This is a genomic window from Psychrobacter sp. H25 (assembly GCF_059076335.1).
Genome location: NZ_JCACRV010000001.1, coordinates 2,492,530 through 2,512,297, shown reverse-complemented (window position 1 = coordinate 2,512,297; position 19,768 = coordinate 2,492,530). Strand labels below are relative to the sequence as shown.

Here is a 19,768-nt window from a genome sequence, read left to right as displayed (position 1 = left end):
ACCCTACTTAAGCTACCCTACTTAACATAGCTACTTTACTTAATTTTAATGATGAGCGGTTAGGTTTTTAGTAACGAGTATTGCTCGTAAAATACGGCCCAAGCTCAGTAAACTCTGGGCTTATGATTATCTAGCCTTATATTCAGCGCTTGTATGCTTATGCTTAACTACCATGCAGTAGCCGCAAAAGCGCCTTTTAACCACTCAGGTTGGCTGTTTGTACGATCTTCTTTTACCGTATTATAAGCAATAACATCAAATCGGCAATCATAATGGCTATACTCAGGGTGCTGCTGCAAAAAACATTGCGCTGTTTTGATCACTTTGCGTTGTTTACTGGGCGTCACACTGAGTGCTGCATCGCCATAAACCGAGCGCTTGCGTTGACGAACTTCCACAAATACCAGCGTCGACCATGCAGATCCTGCCTCTATCATAACCAGATCCAGCTCACCTACCGCTGGCTGCTGCCAATTCTGTGCAAGTAAGTCCATCCCCTGCTCTTGCAAAAACTCACAGGCACGCTGCTCAAACCAACTTCCTTGTCGTTGTCTTGGCGAGGTGAGCATCAACGGTTTATGATTGGTCATAAGAGTAATGTGTCTAATCAACATTTGAGAATTATCATAGCACAACATGCTAAACTAGCCACTTCTGCGCCGCCCACTCTCGATATCTATACGTTTGTTCATTCATTATTTGATTGAAGCGCGCCATAAATAGCGACTGTGCATAATGGCGCACTATTACTTTTTAACGACCCGAGGTTTTCATGTCTACTCTCACTACGATGCCGGCTTGTCTCTATATCGTTGCCACGCCGATTGGTAACTTGACTGACATGACCCCACACGCCATTGATGTGTTAAAACAAGTCGCTATTATTGCCTGTGAAGACACACGCACCTCAGGTAAGCTGTTATCGCATTTCGGTATTGATACCAAAGGCAATAAAGCTGACGAGGCAAAAGACACTGAGACTCATACTGCTAAAAGTAACGCTGACAGTGATGACACGACCACCAAGCAAAAAGGTCACAATAAGCTATGGGCCTATCACGAGCATAATAGCGCGATTCAAACGCCTAAGATTATTGAGATGATTGAACAAGGTCATTCGGTTGCCCTTATTAGTGACGCAGGTACGCCACTGGTTAGTGATCCAGGCTATCAGCTGGTGCAAGCGGCGCATGATGCGGGCGTGACCGTATCACCTATCGTTGGTGCATCCGCTGCCATTGGTGCCTTGTCAGTAGCAGGTCTGCCATCGGATCGATTTAGCTTTATTGGGTTTTTGCCTGCCAAGACCCACGGCCGTCAAAAACAACTGAGTGCACTGGTATCACGTACCGAAACTTTAATCTTTTATGAAGCACCGCATCGCATCGTATCTAGCCTAGAAGATATGGCAACGATATTTGGAGCCGATCGCGCGGTGACGTTTTGTCGTGAATTGACCAAAACCTTTGAAACGGTACACAAAAGCACCCTTGGCGAGTTGGTCGAGTTTGTCAAAGCGGATGACAATCAACAACGCGGTGAGATCGTCGTGGTCGTTGCGGGTGTCAACGTAGCAAAAGATAGCGACGACATCAGTACTCATGATAAGTTACTGCAGCGGTTACTAGAGGATCTGTCAGTCAAAAAAGCGGCAGCGTTGGCGGCTGACATCACTGGGGTAAAAAAGAATGCGCTCTATCAGCGTTTGCTAGAATTACAAGCTGAATAAGTCATAGGCTGAATAATTTCAACGATACAATTCATAGTAATAAATCGATCATAGTTATAAACATATTAAAGAGAGGTAAGCAATGTACGACGTAATGGCAATAGGTAATGCGTTGGTTGATCACGAGTATGTGTTATCAGATGCCGCACTAGAAGAAACCGAGCTGACTAAAGGCAATATGACCCTAGCAGAATTTGAAGAGCAACAGCAGCTCCTAGCATACTTCCAGCTTGCCAACATTGCCCCGTCAAAGCAGGCGGGCGGCGGTTCAGCAGCCAATACGATGTATGCCTTTGCAAGCCTAGGCGGCAAACCGTTCTATGCCTGCCGCGTGGGTGATGACGATCAAGGCGCATTTTACCTTAGAGATTTGCACGAAGCAGGCGTCTCCACTTCAAAAAAATCTATCCATGCAGGCGGTGTGACTGGCTCATGTGTGGTCGCTGTCACAGAAGACGGTGAGCGTACTATGCAAACCTATCTTGGCACCTCAAGCGAGATCGCTGCGGACAACGTCGACTTCGATGCCTTGACGCAAGCGGATTGGCTATACCTCGAAGGATATCTAGCGATGTCTGAGAGCATTCAGCCAGCGATGACGCAGCTGCGTCAGCAAGCAGGTATTCATAATGCAAAAATCGCGGTGAGTTTTGCTGATCCTGCCGTGGTGAAGTTTGCCAAAGAAGGCCTACTCAATATGCTAGGTAATAAAGTCGCGGTGATATTCTGCAACAGTGAAGAAGCCAAGCTATTTACAGATAAAAAGCAAGTCAAAGCAGCAGCGCGTGCCCTACTTGAGTACTGTCAGACAGCGGTTGTGACTGATGGTGCTAATGGCGCCATTATCGTGCACAAACCAAATGACGAGGCAGAGATTGAGGTTTATGACGTTGCAACGCCAGTAGTGGCTAATGTTATCGATACCAATGGCGCAGGTGATAACTATGCTGGTGCTTTCTTATATGCCTTATCGCAACAATTTAGCTTACCAGAATGCGGACGTCTTGCCAGCGAGATATCAGCGCAAGTGATTCAACAGTTTGGACCACGCCTGACCTCGCAAGATTATCGAGACATCGCGCAGCGTATACTTTAGTTCAGCGCATATAATAGCCAGCCTTATATTGATAAAATACAGTGTCAGGCGCACGCCTTTGTATATCTAAGCTGATCATCTCTACTTTATCACTGAACATATTTACATAAAAAAGCCCATATCAGACAGATATGGGCTTTTTTGTATTTGAATGAGCACCATTCAATTACGTTGCTTTTGCTTCTATGTTGCTTAAAAAAGCAAGCAGTTGCTGATGTTATGCAGCAGCCAGTGCCTGTGCAAGATCCGCTTTGATGTCTTCAATATGCTCAATACCAATCGACAATCGCACCATATCTTCACTCACGCCAGCTTGCTCAAGCTCTTGTCCATTCAACTGACGATGAGTCGTCGTTGCTGGATGACAGGCCAGTGATTTGGCGTCGCCAATATTGACTAATCGAGTAATCAGCTGTAACGCATCGATAAAACGCGCGCCTGCTTCAAGACCGCCTTTTACCCCAAAGGTCAAAATAGCAGAAGGTGTGCCATTCATATATTTTTTAGCAAGCTCATGTTCAGGATGATCAGACAGACCTGCGTACTTCACCCAAGCGACTTTGTCATGATCACGCAAATATTCTGCGGCAGCTTGTGCATTCTGTACATGACGCTCCATGCGCAGACTCAACGTCTGCATTCCTTGTAAGATACTAAATGCGTTCAGTGGGCTAAGCGCGGCGCCCGTATTGCGCAATGGCGCGACACGTGCGCGAGCGATAAAGGCAGGTGCGCCCACGTCTTTTACAAAATTCACGCCATGATAGCTATGGTCTGGGGTGTTCAACAACGGAAAACGCTCTGGGTAGTCGCCCCAAGCAAACGTACCGCTATCGACAATTGCACCACCAATTGATGTTCCTGTACCACTCATATATTTGGTCAATGAATGAATCACAATATCTGCCCCAAACTCAAACGGGCGACATAGCGCAGGCGTTGCCACTGTATTATCAATCACCACTGGCACACCATATTCATGAGCGATATCACTGAGCGCCTGAATATCTACGATATTACCTAGGGGGTTACCGATACTCTCTGCAAACACCATCTTGGTCTTATCATCGATCAAACCCCGAATCGCTTCTGGGTCTTTGTGATCAAAAAACCGCACCTCGATACCCTGACGCGGCAGTGCGTGCGCAAACAGATTGTAAGTACCGCCATATAGCGTCGATACAGCGACAATATTGTCACCTGCTTCACAGATAGTCTGAATGGCATAAGTGATGGCTGCCATACCAGAAGCGACTGCAAGCGCACCGATACCACCTTCAAGCGCTGCAACACGCTCTTCTAGCACCGCGTTGGTCGGATTCATGATACGCGTATAAATATTTCCAGCGACTTTGAGATCAAAAAGATCAGCACCATGCTGCGTATTATCAAACGCGTATGAGCTGGTGTGATAGATAGGTACGGCTACGGCCTTGGTTGTTTGTTCAACACTATAGCCAGCATGAATGGCTAGCGTCTCCAGACGCTGGTTGCTCTCTAGGTCTTGCTGCTGGACTGCTTGTTCGTCGCTCATAGTACATTCCCTTGTGTGCATAAAATGTATAGATCAAAAGTTAATGTTTAACAATGACTGATTAAAAACTACTGCTCGAAAGTCAGCGTTTCAATACGGTCTTAAAAAGCTATCTACCAAATCATATCAATAAAAAAAGCCAAGTTCATTAGAACTCGACTTTTTTATTAAATATAATACTAAAGCTATTGTTTGACCATTCAGATTTTATATGGTTGACAAGCTTTTATTTATAATAAGCGTTCTCTGTGCGCGTGTGGTCAGTATCATCAACCACTTGCGTCAGCTCTGGTATTTGCTGCTTGAGCTGCACTTCAACGCCTTGACGCAGTGTCATATCAACAGCCGAGCACCCTTGACAACCACCGCCGAATTTCAATACCGCCGTCAGACCAATGCCTTCTTCGTCAATCAACTCAAGCAATTGTACATCACCACCATGAGCCGCCAACCCTGGGTTAATCTCAGACTGTAGTACATAGTTGATGCGCTCTTCGACGCTAGCATCAGCGCCTACTTTAGGTACCTTGGAGTTTGGCGCGCGGAAAGTCAGCTGACCACCAAAACGGTCTTTATTGTAATCAATGACCGCATCTTCTAGATAAGGTACTGACGCCGCCTCAATAAAGGCAGAAAAGTCATCGTAAGTAAAACGCAAGTCAGCGCTGTCTTCTTCGCCCGGCTGGTTATAAGCCATGCAGCACTCTGCACGCGGCGTGCCAGGATGCTCAACAAAGATGCGTACACCAATACCATCGGTATCCTGCTTGGATAACAAATCTGCCAAGTATCCTTGAGCAGACTCAGTGATCGTAATGTTACTTTTCGCTTCAGCTTGCTCGGTATCTAATGCTGATTCGTAATCGGTAGACTGATCTGGTTGGTTTAGCTCACTCATAATATTTCCTATGCGTTATGACACAAATGCGATATCTATTATGGCTACTGTGTCGTGAATTTGAATTTTTAATGTCTAGCATTTATGTTGGTTGGTAAGTCATCAGTGACTGAGGTTTATTATTGTATGACACTGATCACCATATTTATGAAAGGACCACAATGTTTGTGAAATTCAATCCGTTTATGGTGGTCATTATACCTGAAACAAGTCACAATTCCGACTGTGCTACTGTGAATTGGACAGTGACCACGACAAATGGTTGACATTGATTTTTTTAATAGCAAAAACAATCCATTGGGGTCATGTTAGTACGCTGATCTAGACGCTACCCTATATATAAAGACAGACTGGTCACTTATCAAGCACTCATTGCTTTTCTAGCAGGTCACAGGTTTTATTCTTGTCACTCTACATTGCTATACAATCATCGGTATGGTTTTCATCACTGCTCTATAAATCAATTAAACTACCCTGCAAATAAATTAATGCATACGCCGCAATGATTAAGTCTATACCGAGCAAATAATTTAGTTTTGACGTACTATTAACCATTTGATGCGCTGTTTTTATGAGCCATGGATGGCGGTATATCAGTCGTGCGTATGCTTAAGATAGGATCACTTTTATGATGACACGGACGTTGCACTTAGTAACTACCAAAGATGATGAAGAAATTGCCGTTTGGAAGGTGGTCGATACGGCAGCAAGCGCTACTACGACAGAGGGTTTAGCCAATACTGGTTCTGACGTTACCGCACAAAATGTATTTTTGACACATGGTACGTTTTCAGACAAACAAACCTGTCTAAAAATCGCTGAGTATTTTGCGGGTTTGGGACATCATTGCTATATCATGGAATGGCGTGGTCATGGTGACAGCTCACAGCCAAAAGAGTCGTTTAACTTTGAAACTGTTGCCACTTACGACTACGAAGCGACTTTTCGTTATTTCTTTGAAGAATTAAAACTTGATAACCTACACTGCGTTACTCATAGCGGTGGCGGTGTTGGTTTGACCATGTTTCTTGTCCAAAACCCTAGCTATATCGATAAGGTCAACAGCATCAGTATGTTTGCCTGCCAAGCTTTTGGGGCGACGCTAAATTCAACAAGCTACGCGAAAATTCTCGCCGCCAAACTCGTTACCAGGCTAGTTGGTTTTATTCCTGCCAAATCACTCAACATGGGGCCCTTTAATGAAAGCTATCATACGATGACCCAGTGGTATGATTGGAATTTGCACAAAAACTTTAAAAGCAGCTTTTTGAATGCGGCAAGTTTTAGCCAAGGCGCTGCGCATGCAGACAGTATGAACGAGCCTATGCACCACTCAAAAAACGCTAGTAACGACTTTATCGACTATCGACAGTATATGCCACAAATCACGACCCCTATTTATTCTATCAGTGCTAAAGGAGATAATTTTATCTCCCCTACTCGCGGCTGCCAGTTGTTTTTTGATGGTTTTAAAAATTCGTACAATGTCTTTCGAGAATACTCGCTCAGTAACGGCGATTTAGATGACTACACACACAGTCGCATTATGATCAGTCGCAACGCAGCCACAGAGATTTGGCCAACAGTGACAGCATGGATAGAGAAGCATTCAGGTTAAAGCAAATATGCGGATTAGATGATATCGATAACGACACACCCCTAAACATCTTTGCACTTGTCATAAAGTCATGCGCTGTGTCAGTATTAGCGTCATCAATTTTTAATCAATAAAAATAAGTCGTAGGAAGTTGGCGTCTATGAGTGAATTATCAGAGCAACAGTCAGATAAGCAAAACCTGGATCAGAAAGGCAATAAACACTATCGTTATTTGGTTTTTATCGGACGTTTCCAGCCGTTTCATGCTGGACACAAGGCCGTTATTGATGAGGCACTAAAACGCTCAGACGATGTGATTATGCTGATTGGCTCTGCTAATCTACCACGCAGCTTACGTAATCCGTTTAGCGTCGCTGAGCGTGCTGCAATGATCAAAGGCGCTTATTCAGCAGAGGATGCTGCACGTATCCACTGTGTTGGTCTAGACGATGCACTATATAACGACACACGCTGGCTCCAGTATGTCCAAGCAGGCGTGAAATCTGTCACTGGTGACTTGCAGACAGATATTGGCTTGATTGGTCATTCAAAAGACAGCTCATCGTATTACCTATCGCTATTCCCTAACTGGGACTCTGTGTCAGTGCCCAATTATCAGAACCTATCTGCCACGCCGATTCGCGACAGCTACCTAATGGGTGCTACGCCGACGCCCGAGCGTACGCCTGAGTCGACACGTAACGTCCTCGACAAGTTCAAGCAAACCGAAGACTATCAGCAGCTGCACGAAGAAGCAGACTTCATCGATAAATACAAAAGACAATGGGAGTCAGCACCCTACCCGCCGACCTTTATGACGGCTGACGCGCTGATTGTACAGTCGGGACATATCTTACTGGTTGAGCGGCGCAGTATGCCAGGGCGTGGGCTTTGGGCACTGCCGGGCGGGTTTTTGGACCCAAAAGAGACGCTATTCGATGCGTGTATCCGCGAGCTGCGTGAAGAGACACGCCTCAAGGTCCCTGAGCCTGTACTGCGCGGCTCTTGCCACAGTCAGCATACCTTTGACGACCCGTATCGATCAGCGCGTGGTCGCACCATTACCCAAGCCTTTTATTTTCAACTCAAAAACGATCCAAAAGGATTGCCAAAAGTAAAAGGCGGCGATGATGCAACCAAAGCATTTTGGTTGCCACTCGCTGAGCTTGATGCCAAGATGATGTTTGAAGACCACTATGCGATTATTACCAAGATGGTTGGATTGTAGCCTGTTTTTAGACATAGCTTGTCTTAGTGACTGGTTGAGAGAATAGCTGCTAATTCAACCATCATTAGCGAGCGCACCATTCGTCCTCAAAATTTTATACCAGTGCCGATAGACGGCACTTAACCGCCGCTACTGCTTTCTAATTGTTTTTTTATTAAAGCAGCTGCGGCATCTCAAAGCAGAGGAGTTCTGTGATGTACACCAGCAATCTAAATAATTTAATCTTAAACAGCGACAGCTATAAGACCTCACATTGGGTGCAATACCCAAGCGGTAGTGAGTATCTGTCAAGTTACATTGAAGCGCGCAAAGGTGACTACGATGTGGTGTTTTTTGGCTTGCAAGCCTTTATCAAAGAATACCTAAGTACCCCTATCACCCATCAAGATATCGATGAAGCCGAAAAAGTAATTCAAGCACATGGGCTAACCTTTAATCGTGCTGGCTGGGAGCACTTGATCGAAAAACACAACGGCTACTTGCCACTGCGTATCGAGGCCATCCCCGAAGGCAGTATCGTTCCTGTGTCTAACGTGGTCTGTCAGGTTATCAATACCGACCCTGAGTTTTACTGGCTACCCAGCTATATTGAAACGGCACTATTACGCGCGATTTGGTACCCGTCAACGGTTGCTAGTGTCTCTCGCTACTGCAAAGACATTATCCGTCAAGCGTTAGAAAAGTCAGCGGACAACACAGAGTCGCTCCCGTTTCGCTTGCATGACTTTGGCGCACGCGGTGCCTCTAGTCAAGAGACCGTTGCGCTGGGTAGTTTGGCACATTTGGTTAACTTTGCTGGGACGGACTCGATGACAGCATTGGTTGCTGCCAGTCGCTGGTATCAGATGGGTGATGACATGCCTGCGTTCTCTATCCCAGCGGCTGAGCACAGTACGATGACCGCATGGGGACGTGATGGTGAGACCGCTGCTTTTCACAACATGATTGAGCAGTTCGGCGGTGAAGATAAAGCGTTCTCAGTCGTATCTGATAGCTATGACTTGTGGAATGCAATCGACAATATCTGGGGTGATACCTTAAAGGATGAAGTCAAAAATATGGGCGGCACCTTAGTCATTCGACCAGACAGCGGTGAGCCGACCAAAGTCGTTCGAGAAGCATTAGAGCGTTTGGCTGTGAAATTTGGTACGACGACAAACAGCAAAGGCTACAAAGTACTGCCCGACTATGTGCGTATCATCCAAGGGGATGGTATCAGTGCCCAGAGCTTGAGCAAAATTATTGATGTGGTGACGAAAGCAGGCTTTAGCGCCGAAAACGTGACTTTTGGTATGGGCGGCGGTCTACTACAACAAGTCAATCGCGACACTATGAGCTGGGCAATGAAGTCTAGCGCCATCTGTATCAATGGCGTATGGAAAGACATTTACAAAGACCCTGTCACTAGCCGCTCAAAACGCTCAAAAAAAGGGCGACTGGCGCTAGTAAAAAACGAAAGCGGTCAGATAGAAACCATAAAAGAACAAGACATAAGTGCCACAGCTGACAACCTATTACGTGATGTCTATGTGGACGGTCAACTACTAATCGAAGATAGCCTGACAACTATTAGGGAACGTGCGGGATGGTAGATACCAACAAACTAACAGCGGTTGCAAAAGACGTACTATTTGCCCCTGTATACTTTTATCAAGGTCGTAAAATCAAGCGTGATACGGTTCGTCTGCCTGAGCCACACGGTGAAAGGCATGGTATGGTTAAATTGCCGAAAGCAGATGGGTCGTCATCTGAAATAAATACTACACTTAACCTAATGGTCGTCGGTGACTCGGCAGCAGCAGGTGTCGGCAGCCAAACCCAGCAAGAGGCGCTGGTTGGCAAACTCATACCGATATTGGAGCAGCATCAGGTTATTCGGGCCAACTTTGCTCAGCTTAATTGGTCATTGCAGGCGACCACAGGTCATACCAGTTTTGATATTTTGCGCAGATTGTATGTCTTACCTGCTCCTGAGCAACCTATTGATGTGATGTTGTTGAGTGTCGGCGTCAATGATACGACTTCTAATGTCTCTGTACAAAAATGGCAGCAGCAGATCGAAGACATTATTAATATTGCACAGCGTAAATTCGGTGTCCGTGAGTTAATATTTTTGAGTTTACCACCAATGGCGCAAATGCCTGCAATCCCTGCCCCGCTCAATAATTTTGTGGGTGCAAAAGCCTCATTGCTTGATGAGATATTACAGCAAGTATGCGCAGCTCATAATGGTGTCCACTACATGGCAACTGACTTTGCCCGTATGATAGAGGAGCATGCAAATGGTGACCCTATCGATATCGCTGTGATGTTCGCGAGTGATGGCTTTCATCCCAGTAGCCTGATGTATGGCTACTGGGCGCAGCAGATTGTAGAGACGATGACTCAGTTATTAGACTCATCTACCGCTTAGACTGACTACTAAGCACACCTAAAAACAAGAGACTCAAAACAAAAAAAACCGCTGAATAGTCAGCGGTTTTTTATTGCTTGGCAGTATATATTTACACCATAAGGGTAAATTACTCAGCAGCGTCAGCAGCTTTCTTGCTACGGCCACCAAATGCACCAAAGCGTTTGTTGAAGCTTGCAACACGGCCTTCAGTAGACGTTTTACGTTGCTCACCAGTATAGAATGGATGCGACGCACTTGAGATATCAAGTGGGTAGTATGGGTATTCTTTACCTTCGTATTCACGAGTCGCTTTAGTCTTAGCCGTTGAGCGAGTCAAAAAGAACACGTCAGCGTTAGTGTCGTGGAATAAAACTTCTTGATAGTTAGGATGGATATCTTTACGCATAATATACTCTCTAGGTCCGATGTATGTAGGGCAGTGTCAATCAACATCATAAATGATGTCTCAAACAAGCGAACACATACGTAACTGAGGCACTAAGGACATTACAAGTATGGCAACTGCATCACTGGCTTATTCCAGCACCCAATACCACGCTTCTGCTCACTTAGCCTTTCCCCAGCGGGAAAATTAAACCGCGATTTTAACGCTTTTTTGACGCGGACGCAAGCTGCAGTTGTGATAGAGATATGTGATAAGTTGTCAATAATATAGCTACGGTCTTGAGATAAGCAATGTAATTCAGTACAATTATTTAGTTAGTAAAATTAATCTGTAGTATAAAATACTGTAGTTTATCTAAATAAATATGCTATGACTATGTCATTTATACTTAGCATATTAAACTACACAACTATGCGATATTGATCAGGTCTACAGGAAGTATCGCTCTACTCATTTATAGACAAGCTTAGATTTATAATCAAGCATGGAAAACAAATACTCAATAAGGACTATTCAATGATAAATATGACAATGAAAACTACTGCTAAAGCGTTATTCGTCAGCTCAGCGCTTGCTATCACTACTATGGCAAGTGCGGCACTACCAACTCAGTGGGAATTAGATAATTCACATACTCGTGTTGGATTTTCTGTGAGCCATATGGGATTCTCGACCACAATGGGTCATTTTAGTGATGTCGAGGGCACGGTGAATTATGATATGAAAGCACCAAATCAAGCCAGCATGGAATTTACTATTGCAACTGATAGTATCGATACCAATTGGGATGCTCGTGATAAACATCTAAAAACCGATGAATTTTTTAATGTCGAAAAGTACCCAACTATGACGTTCAAATCGACCCAAGTTAAATTTATCAACCCACAGCAAGCCAAAGTAACCGGTGACTTTACCTTACTCGGTCAGACCAAGCCACTGACACTGGATGTTACGTTAAATAAAATCGATAACAGCCCACTGACTAAAGAGCCCGTTGCTGGTTTTCGCGCTACTGGTACGATCGATCGCGCCGCTTATGGTATGACTGCTTACGCTAGCGGTATTACGACCAACGTCCCTATCCAAATCGACGGTGAACTGGTAGAGAAAAAATAAAGACAGACTTTGCTGAATATCTACGTTCGTCCTAAATATCAATTTTTAGTCGACGGTAACAAAAAAGCAGCACCTATATAGGCGCTGCTTTTTTATGTTTATATCAAACTATCGTAGATTATTTTGTTGGGATCACGTGCCAAACGTCAAGCTTATCGTCGCCATCTTTATCACCCATTTTGGTGTCATTGGCGTAGAAGTATAAAGGCTTACCATTCATGGCCCACTGATACTTACCATCTTCACGTTTGAATGCAGCAAACTGACCAGAAGCTTTTGCATTGCTTGGTGCTTGAAATATTGGCCACACAACTTGGCAGGCGCCGCCGCAAGCTGACATGTTCATTGAATCTTTATCAAAAGTATATAGTGTCATGTGATTGGTTGCGTCGACCAATACGCCGTTTTTACTAGCGACTGGCGCAGTATTATTGCTAGTGGCTCGCACCTCATGTGTACCTGACATGTCATTACCGACGACGCTCTTTAGCGTCGTACAACCTGTCAGTGCCAAAACGCCTGTTAGAGCAGATAACATCATGATATTTTTCATAGTAACTTCCTTGTCATTTTGATAATTGTAATAATAAATTTTATGAGCCGTTTTTATTTTCTGATATAAAAACTGGGCTTTAACCTCACTTGAGCGAAATAAATATAGCACACAGTTTTTCGCCATAACGGTCATCCATATACAAACTTACAAAAGTGGCTGAACTTTACAAAATGATTAAGTACGAGCATTTTCACTTAGCACCTTAACTCTACTATCTTGCTTCCTGCTTTGCCCTTCTGCCAAAAACCAATCTGCGGTTATAGCACCTCGTTGACAAAACTCATGCATCTACTTACGTATTTGTCATCATATTATCTACAGTTCTTCGTAAAATAGTCTTATGGAAGTGAAGAATGACTACACAATAGACTATGACATGATAGATAACATGCTCACTGCAACTCATACATAAATGTTGAACTTAGCGCCTTTCGCACGCATATCAATAGTTATAAGACATTACACGATTACACCGAGCATAGCCTGATGCAAATGCTACTAAGGATACAACGACGACAATGACTCAGTCTTCTAATAAAAATCGCGCTCACCTTATCAAACAAGACTCTGCAAAACAGGGTTCTGCTTTTGACTTGATGTCTCATGGAGGCAAAAACGTATCGCCTACAAAACGCGTTGGTATCTTGGGCGGCGGTACTGCAGGGTCAACGATTGCTATTCGCTTAGCAGCGCTAGGACTTGAAACTTACTTGTTTGAAAAGAAAAAATCACTTATTGATGGTCCACCAATGTGCCATTTGCATGCAGGTGGTAACTTATACCGTGAGATACCTGATGAGGATTGTGTGGCACTTCTCAAACAATGTATCGATATATTACGCCTCTATCCTCATACCATCGATGTTCGCCCCACTGTATTTGCGGTGCCAACACGCGATGAAGGGTTTCCTGAAGACTTGCTACCGCGCTTGAACACGTTAACAGACGCTTATCAAGAACTGATCGAGCAAGACGCTAACAATAAAGTATTGGGCGAGCCTGAAGACTACTATCAGCTCTATAGTCATGAACAGCTGCTAGAGCTCTCCAAACGTGAGCAAGTTGCCGTACCGAGCACAGTTGATGAATGGGTAATACCTGTTGCCAAATACCTAGACTTAAACAAAGTAAAATTTCCGTTGATTGTGGTACAAGAGTACGGCTGGAATATCTTTCGTTTGGCGGCCTCTGCGCAGTTAGCGCTTGAAGAGTATGACCATGCCCATGTCTTCACTGATACTACGGTACAAAAAGTAGTTCCGGTAGATTGTGAGAACTGCACCAACGCCGATCATCATGTTACTAAATGGCGTATTGACTATCAACAAGCTCATAACCAAGCTTACGATCAAGAGAACGCCTCTCAAACTGAGTCTATCGAAGTTGATTACCTAATCAATGCGTGCGGTTTTCGTACTGGCGTCATCGACGATATGGTCGGTGTAGAAGTCACGCGTATGGTTGAGTTCAAGTCTTCCTATGTTACCCATTGGGGCGATGCAGGTGGACAGATACCCGAGATTATTGTTTATGGTCAACGAGGTACGCCCGAAGGTATGGCACAGTTAACCCCTTACCCTGGTGGCTACTTCCAAATACATGGGATGAGTAAAGCGATCACTTTATTCGATGATGGTTTGGTCGCCTCTAACACTGACAGTGCTCAGCCCAAGCTACCACAGCAGTATGTACATTACATCGAAGATGGCTGGGACAAAGCACCGCTACAAGCGCGTAGTCAGCAAGCAATTGAATATGTGGCTGAGTTTGTACCGACATTCAATAGTGCGCGTACCATCGGTAACGCGCTATATGGCGGGCAGCAAATTCCTGGAGAAGATGATACCTTACGGGTGGCTGATGTCAGCCTATACTCTAATATACGCTACGCCCGTGCAGAAAATGTCAAAGCGTCTTCAACCCTGATCGCTGCTGATCAGATAGTCAATGAGTTGACAGAACTTGGACTAGTAGATAACGATACACCGATGAATCGTGGCCGTTATGCGCACGAATGGTCATATCTGACACACAACGATGGTGTGTCTGTCGATAAGGTGGCTCGCGTACTCGCTGAGCAGCGCGGTTTTCCAATAGCGATGGCAGATGTCAATCATAGTGTTCGCGAAGCGGTTTTGGACGATTTGTCACCGGCTGGTGCGTAGCCGTTATCGTTTATTGATAAGTTGTTACTTTGTCCATACGTAGAAAAAAGAGCAGACAACCTATATAGGGTTATCTGCTCTTTTTTTGTGCTCACTTGCAGTGTGCTTGCTTTCAATGTACCTGCTTTCAATGTACTAATGATGATTGCCATCATTTCAGATTGATAAGCGTATTTAGGTTATATACTGACAACCCTAGCGGTTACTGCCCGCCATTTTTTCTGTATCGACATCGTCTTTGATAGTCACGACGGTCTGTAACATGTCGATTGCCTCATCAATGGTATTGCATACTACTAGACGGTCTAAATCTTGCTGCTTCATAAAGCCTTGCTCAGTCGTATATTTTAGATGCTCGATCATACGGTCATAAAAACCATTGATATTTAAAATAATCATTGGCTTTTCGTGTTGGTACAACTGACGCCATGTAGCGATTTCCATGATTTCTTCTAGTGTGCCTAGCCCGCCCGGCAAGGTAATAAAAGCATCCGCGTACTCTGCCATGACTGTCTTTCGAGTATGCATCGTATCGGTCAAATGCAAGCGAGTTAGCTGCTCATGAGCAATTTCGTGCTTGAGCATGAAAGTTGGGATGACGCCCACGGCCTCAGCACCACCAGTGATGACTTCATCTGCCACAGCACCCATAAGACCGATACTGGCTCCGCCATACACCAATCCCATGCCATTATTTGCCAACGCACTACCTAACTCACGCGCCGCCTGCTCATAAATATCACTGTTACCCAAGCGCGAACCGCAATATACCGCGACCAATGGCATCGTCAATGCTGATTTATCCACTGCTTTTTCTATATCTGTGATGTCCTTACTAGTAATTACATCGTAAGTATCGTCATTTATTTTCATTTGCATACAGCATCCTTAATTTTTATATCAGGTTTTATTGAGTGCTTGTTATTGGTGAAGGTAAAACACCGACACCCTTCGTTTGTATTATCATGCACATTGTTTATAAAACGCGCTCAGCCAAGGTTTATAAAACTTGGAAGTCATATTTGAGCAACCGTCTCACCAGCATTTATCTTAACATAAGCAATGCTATCACACAGTCACAGGGATTTATCACTACGCAAAAACTACACTTTAAAGACATGTATTTGTGACACATCATAGTTTAATAATTATTATCTACCAATAAAAAAACACTAAGGTATAACGATGGATAATCGCGACGCTTCTTTGACTACAGACCACCCAAATTCTATCATCGATAACAACTTGATCAACGCTAATAGTACGGACAGCGCTACTGATATCGACATATACTCGCTAAGCATCATGACCGATCGCAATCAAGTACTGGCAGCTACAGTCTATCGTCCTAAAGAGGCGCCCACAAAAGCCATTATGATGGCGCCCGCTACCGGCATCAAGCGCCGTTTTTATCATAACTTTGCGACATATTTGGCACAGAGTGGCTTTGGTGTCCTGACCTTTGACAATGAAGGTATCGGCGAGTCATTGTCGACTGAGCTGGCAAAATGTAGTGCTTCTTTAATCAGCTGGGGTCGCCATGATATGCCAGCCGTACTTGATGCGCTACAAGATCAGTTCCCTAACGCGTCTTACCATCTCATCGGTCACAGCGCGGGTGGACAGCTCATTGGGTTAATGCCGAACCATGACGCCATCTCTTCAGTGTTCAATGTCGCCTGCTCATCAGGACAGATCAAAAACATGGGTATGCCCTATAAGCTCAAAGCGATGTGGTTTATGGATGTTTTTATTCCGACTACTAACTTAGCATTGGGCTATACACCTGCAGACAAGATTGGTATGGGCGAGCCATTGCCACGCGGCGTTGCGCGCCAATGGCGTGAGTGGTGCAATGGCGCAGGCTATATCAAAACCGCGTTTGGCAAAAGCATTCACACGCATTTTTATGATGAGCTCAGCACGCCAGCACTGTGGTTAGGCTTTAGTGATGATGATATCGCCAATAGTGAAAACATGGACGATATGATACGCGTATTTACCAAGATGCCTGTAGAGAAGCGCTTCTTAGACCCTGATGATTTTGGACTAAATCAAGTCGGTCATATGCTCTATTTTAGTGGTAAAACCAATGCCAAAGCACCAGAGCTTTGGCAAATGGCAGTAGATTGGCTGAGCAAAGGTGAATAGGCTTTAATTATTCACCTTCTTGGGTTTTCTCTGCTTCAATACGCTTCTTTAGAGCAGAGTATAGCGACGGCTGCATATTATGAATATTGCCTATCATCCATTTTACATAGCTGATAGGCACCTCTTTGATTGGTTTGCCTTTATGCTTACCAAACGGCATCTTACTCACAGGAGTCGCTTTGTTAGAAATCGCATGTGCCGCTGCAAAATCTGTCGGGGCAATCTCCAGTCGCTCACAGCATGCCTGATAAAGCAGATAGCACATTCGTGCGTCACCTAACGCGTCATGAGCGGCAATCGTCATGGAACCCGCCTCGCTCTTGCCCAACAACTGCTCAATGCACTTGGACTGACCATACGCGCGCCATTCTGGAAAAGCGGCGCGCGCCAGTCTCACGGTACAGATGAGCTTAGCAGAGGGACTACCAATTACTCGCCAATCAAAGCGTACGTTATGTCCGATCAAATACTCTGGTAGCTCAAATTGATCTAACTCAAAGCGCTCAAGACCAGCGACATCAGCATCCGTAATACCATGCACCTTGATAACCACAGGTGATATCGAACGACCACTGTTAAAATATTTCATCCACTCATATCCAGTAGCTACGTTGATCGTTGCGACTTGAATCGGCCTCGGATCACGGCCTTGATCGGTTTCAGTATCGATGACAAGCGCCGTCTCAGCCATAGTAGAGATATCAGCCGTGTTAAAAGCATCATTCATAAGAAGTTAACCATCCATAGCACCGTCATCGCTCAACAACAGTGTTAAGTAGATAACGTTATATTTGCTGTGCTTGTGTTTAATGACACCTGTATTTATGGGGATAAAATCCATAGATAACAATGCTATACACACCTTTGTATACAGGGCTTTTATAATAAAGTCTTATATCGTATAAAACAAATAAGAGACCTCAATGCTAGCAGATGAAAAAAACCAACAACCCAAGCCTTCTATTTTTGGGCGCGTGTTGAGCGTACTGATTAGAGCAGTGGTATTGCTTGGGCTGTTATTTGTGTTTGATAAGCTGCTGCCCGATATCAGCCAACAGACCCAATCATTTGTGGTCGCCAAATGGCAACAGATGAGTTTGCTGCAGCAAGAACTGCCGACAGAAGATAGCTTACCCAGCCCACTACCAGGGCAAAACCTGACGGATACGTGGGGCGCAGCACGCAGTCAAGGGCGCTCACATGAAGGTATCGATATCTTTGCAGAACGAGGAACACCCATACAGTCAACCACGCAGGGTATCGTGAGCAAGGTTGGCGAAAATACTTTAGGTGGCCTCGTGGTCGTCGTAGTAGGACCGGGCGGTGCAGGACATTATTATGCTCATCTAGAGGACTATGCTGATATCTCTCCCAATGATTGGGTCAATAAAGGTGATACTATTGGCTACGTGGGTGATAGCGGCAATGCAAAAGGGACACCGCCGCATGTACATTATGGTATTTATATTAACGGCAGTGCTGTGAACCCCTACCCGCTTTTACAAAAGAATTAAGCATAATGTATAAAAAGCTCTAATAGCATGTATCAAGAGAGGTGCTAGGGCGTGTCCCTATTTTAAAAATGGTGATAAAAATGAAATAAATCGCAGGCTAACAAGGAAAATAGTGCAGACAATATCGAGATATTGACCAGCTATTTGACGCCGTTTGCCAAAGATTTAGCCATTTTTAGCCCATTCAATGATAAGCGTTTGAATTAGGGACACGCCCTAGTTTGCGGTGACTGTACGCACATAAGTGGCTGGAAATACCACACTAAATGTCGAACCCTCACCCTCTATTGATTCAATCTGTAGCTGCGCTTCGTGTTGATGCAGTACGTGTTTTACGATAGCTAACCCCAGACCTGTACCACCTGTGGCACGGCTGCGACCTTTATCAACACGGTAGAAGCGCTCCGTCAAACGAACAATATGCTCTGGTGCTATCCCCAATCCGTCGTCTTCGACTGCAAACCGGCATCCATCTGATGTTCGCGTCCAACTGATAGTAATATTGCCACCTTTTGGTGTGTATTTTATCGCGTTGATCACCAGATTGGACAATGCGCTGTTTAAGTACATCTCTGATCCATATAGACCATCATAGGTGTCTATATGTAGATGAATGATGTGCTTATAGGCTTGGTTATAGGCTTGCGCATCATCATAGATATTGGTGAGTAGCTTGGTCATATCTATAGCATTGACTTCGTGCGTCTCTTCGATCTCAATTCTAGATAAAAGCAGCAAGTCATTTACGATTCTATTCATACGCGCGGTTTGCTGAGTCATGAGCTCAAAACCACGGCGCCAATGGGGCGGCATATCTGGCTGATCCGTAAAGTTTTCTAAGTAACCGGTCATGACGGTCAATGGTGTGCGTAGCTCATGAGAGACGTTTGCCACAAAGTCTTGGCGCATTTGCTCTAAGTGCTTTAAGCGCGTCACATCATAAATAAATAGGAGTTTTTCATCACCAAAAGACGTGAGCTCAAATTTTAGGTAACGGCTAGGGTCGCGCCATGACTCTATGTGGATACCATCATTGGGCAGTGTGGTGTCTTCATAATACTGGTGAAACTCTGGTATGATAATAAAATCAAAGACACTCTTCCCTTTATCATCTTTCTGCAAAGACAATAGATCCTGCGCCGCCTGATTCCACCATCCTAAGCAATCATTCTCATCGATTAAAATCACCGCGTCTCGTAGTGCTCGCAGTGCGCTTCTGATTTTTTGTAGCTGCTCTGCTTCATGCTGGGCAGAGGTGTTTTCTGGGGTATCTTGCTGATGGCTGTTACGGGTTTTTTTGTGTTGTGCTGGCACTGTCTTGTCCATTTCTTATCCTTACCACTATCCGCTATTTTAGTATTCCAGCGACCTTATGTATGCAAG

The 19,768-nt window shown here is 44.7% G+C and carries 18 protein-coding genes; 10 read left to right on the top strand and 8 right to left on the bottom strand.

Translation table 11 applies throughout. The features are described from left to right. Positions 1–167: 167 nt before the first annotated feature. Positions 168–638, bottom strand: coding sequence for a YraN family protein (locus AC5JPO_RS10280; protein ID WP_443526991.1), 471 nt, complete (start codon positions 636–638; stop codon positions 168–170). A 134-nt stretch (positions 639–772) separates the two neighbouring features. Between AC5JPO_RS10280 and rsmI the strand changes: the two genes are divergently transcribed. Then, the gene (rsmI, locus tag AC5JPO_RS10275; RefSeq protein ID WP_443526992.1) at positions 773–1,729 is read left to right on the top strand and encodes a 16S rRNA (cytidine(1402)-2'-O)-methyltransferase; all 957 of its coding nucleotides are present in this window, start codon (positions 773–775) and stop codon (positions 1,727–1,729) included. A gap of 82 nt (positions 1,730–1,811) precedes the next feature. After that, positions 1,812–2,825, top strand: a complete 1,014-nt coding sequence (locus AC5JPO_RS10270; protein WP_443526993.1) for an adenosine kinase — start codon at positions 1,812–1,814, stop codon at positions 2,823–2,825. 217 nt (positions 2,826–3,042) lie between these two features. Here the strand turns inward: AC5JPO_RS10270 and AC5JPO_RS10265 are convergent, their stop codons facing one another. Both AC5JPO_RS10265 and nfuA read right to left on the bottom strand, forming a co-directional pair. Continuing rightward, positions 3,043–4,359 (bottom strand): O-acetylhomoserine aminocarboxypropyltransferase/cysteine synthase family protein, encoded by a 1,317-nt coding sequence (locus AC5JPO_RS10265; protein ID WP_443526994.1) that lies wholly within the window; start codon positions 4,357–4,359, stop codon positions 3,043–3,045. A 226-nt stretch (positions 4,360–4,585) separates the two neighbouring features. Further along, positions 4,586–5,257: a Fe-S biogenesis protein NfuA gene (gene nfuA, locus AC5JPO_RS10260; protein WP_443526995.1), complete on the bottom strand. Its 672-nt coding sequence runs from the start codon at positions 5,255–5,257 to the stop codon at positions 4,586–4,588. 628 nt (positions 5,258–5,885) lie between these two features. On the opposite strand from nfuA, the gene AC5JPO_RS10255 reads away from it, so the two are divergent. The 4 genes from AC5JPO_RS10255 (at position 5,886) to AC5JPO_RS10240 (ending at position 10,495) form a co-directional block, all read left to right on the top strand. After that, positions 5,886–6,875, top strand: a complete 990-nt coding sequence (locus AC5JPO_RS10255) for an alpha/beta fold hydrolase (RefSeq protein ID WP_443526996.1) — start codon at positions 5,886–5,888, stop codon at positions 6,873–6,875. 139 nt (positions 6,876–7,014) lie between these two features. Continuing rightward, positions 7,015–8,082, top strand: coding sequence for a bifunctional nicotinamide-nucleotide adenylyltransferase/Nudix hydroxylase (locus AC5JPO_RS10250; RefSeq protein WP_443526997.1), 1,068 nt, complete (start codon positions 7,015–7,017; stop codon positions 8,080–8,082). A gap of 194 nt (positions 8,083–8,276) precedes the next feature. Beyond that, positions 8,277–9,674: a nicotinate phosphoribosyltransferase gene (locus AC5JPO_RS10245; protein ID WP_443526998.1), complete on the top strand. Its 1,398-nt coding sequence runs from the start codon at positions 8,277–8,279 to the stop codon at positions 9,672–9,674. Beyond that, complete coding sequence (locus AC5JPO_RS10240) at positions 9,668–10,495, top strand: SGNH/GDSL hydrolase family protein (protein WP_443526999.1); 828 nt, start codon at positions 9,668–9,670, stop codon at positions 10,493–10,495. Before AC5JPO_RS10245 ends, AC5JPO_RS10240 begins: the two co-directional genes overlap by 7 nt. 109 nt (positions 10,496–10,604) lie before the next feature. On the opposite strand, the gene AC5JPO_RS10235 is transcribed toward AC5JPO_RS10240, so the two are convergent. Then, positions 10,605–10,883: a type B 50S ribosomal protein L31 gene (locus tag AC5JPO_RS10235; protein WP_057761772.1), complete on the bottom strand. Its 279-nt coding sequence runs from the start codon at positions 10,881–10,883 to the stop codon at positions 10,605–10,607. A 516-nt stretch (positions 10,884–11,399) separates the two neighbouring features. On the opposite strand from AC5JPO_RS10235, the gene AC5JPO_RS10230 reads away from it, so the two are divergent. Continuing rightward, a complete protein-coding gene (locus AC5JPO_RS10230) occupies positions 11,400–11,999 on the top strand; it encodes a YceI family protein (protein ID WP_443527000.1) in 600 nt (199 codons plus the stop codon). Between the two features lie 118 nt (positions 12,000–12,117). Here the strand turns inward: AC5JPO_RS10230 and AC5JPO_RS10225 are convergent, their stop codons facing one another. Continuing rightward, complete coding sequence (locus AC5JPO_RS10225; RefSeq protein WP_443527001.1) at positions 12,118–12,552, bottom strand: COG4315 family predicted lipoprotein; 435 nt, start codon at positions 12,550–12,552, stop codon at positions 12,118–12,120. Positions 12,553–13,151: 599 nt separating this feature from the next. Between AC5JPO_RS10225 and AC5JPO_RS10220 the strand changes: the two genes are divergently transcribed. After that, a complete protein-coding gene (locus tag AC5JPO_RS10220; protein WP_443527044.1) occupies positions 13,152–14,720 on the top strand; it encodes an FAD-dependent oxidoreductase in 1,569 nt (522 codons plus the stop codon). A gap of 195 nt (positions 14,721–14,915) precedes the next feature. Here AC5JPO_RS10220 and AC5JPO_RS10215 read toward each other — a convergent pair whose 3' ends face one another. Beyond that, entirely contained in the window at positions 14,916–15,599 is a 684-nt protein-coding gene (locus AC5JPO_RS10215) for an LOG family protein (protein WP_443527002.1), read from the bottom strand. 306 nt (positions 15,600–15,905) lie between these two features. On the opposite strand from AC5JPO_RS10215, the gene AC5JPO_RS10210 reads away from it, so the two are divergent. Beyond that, positions 15,906–16,871: an alpha/beta hydrolase family protein gene (locus tag AC5JPO_RS10210; protein ID WP_443527003.1), complete on the top strand. Its 966-nt coding sequence runs from the start codon at positions 15,906–15,908 to the stop codon at positions 16,869–16,871. 7 nt (positions 16,872–16,878) lie between these two features. Here the strand turns inward: AC5JPO_RS10210 and AC5JPO_RS10205 are convergent, their stop codons facing one another. Further along, a complete protein-coding gene (locus tag AC5JPO_RS10205) occupies positions 16,879–17,598 on the bottom strand; it encodes a 3'-5' exonuclease (RefSeq protein WP_443527004.1) in 720 nt (239 codons plus the stop codon). 196 nt (positions 17,599–17,794) lie between these two features. Between AC5JPO_RS10205 and AC5JPO_RS10200 the strand changes: the two genes are divergently transcribed. Beyond that, positions 17,795–18,385, top strand: a complete 591-nt coding sequence (locus AC5JPO_RS10200; RefSeq protein ID WP_443527005.1) for a M23 family metallopeptidase — start codon at positions 17,795–17,797, stop codon at positions 18,383–18,385. Positions 18,386–18,601: 216 nt separating this feature from the next. Here AC5JPO_RS10200 and phoR read toward each other — a convergent pair whose 3' ends face one another. Beyond that, on the bottom strand, positions 18,602–19,711 hold the full coding sequence (phoR, locus tag AC5JPO_RS10195; RefSeq protein WP_443527006.1) for a phosphate regulon sensor histidine kinase PhoR: 1,110 nt from the start codon (positions 19,709–19,711) through the stop codon (positions 18,602–18,604). Positions 19,712–19,768: the final 57 nt, after the last annotated feature.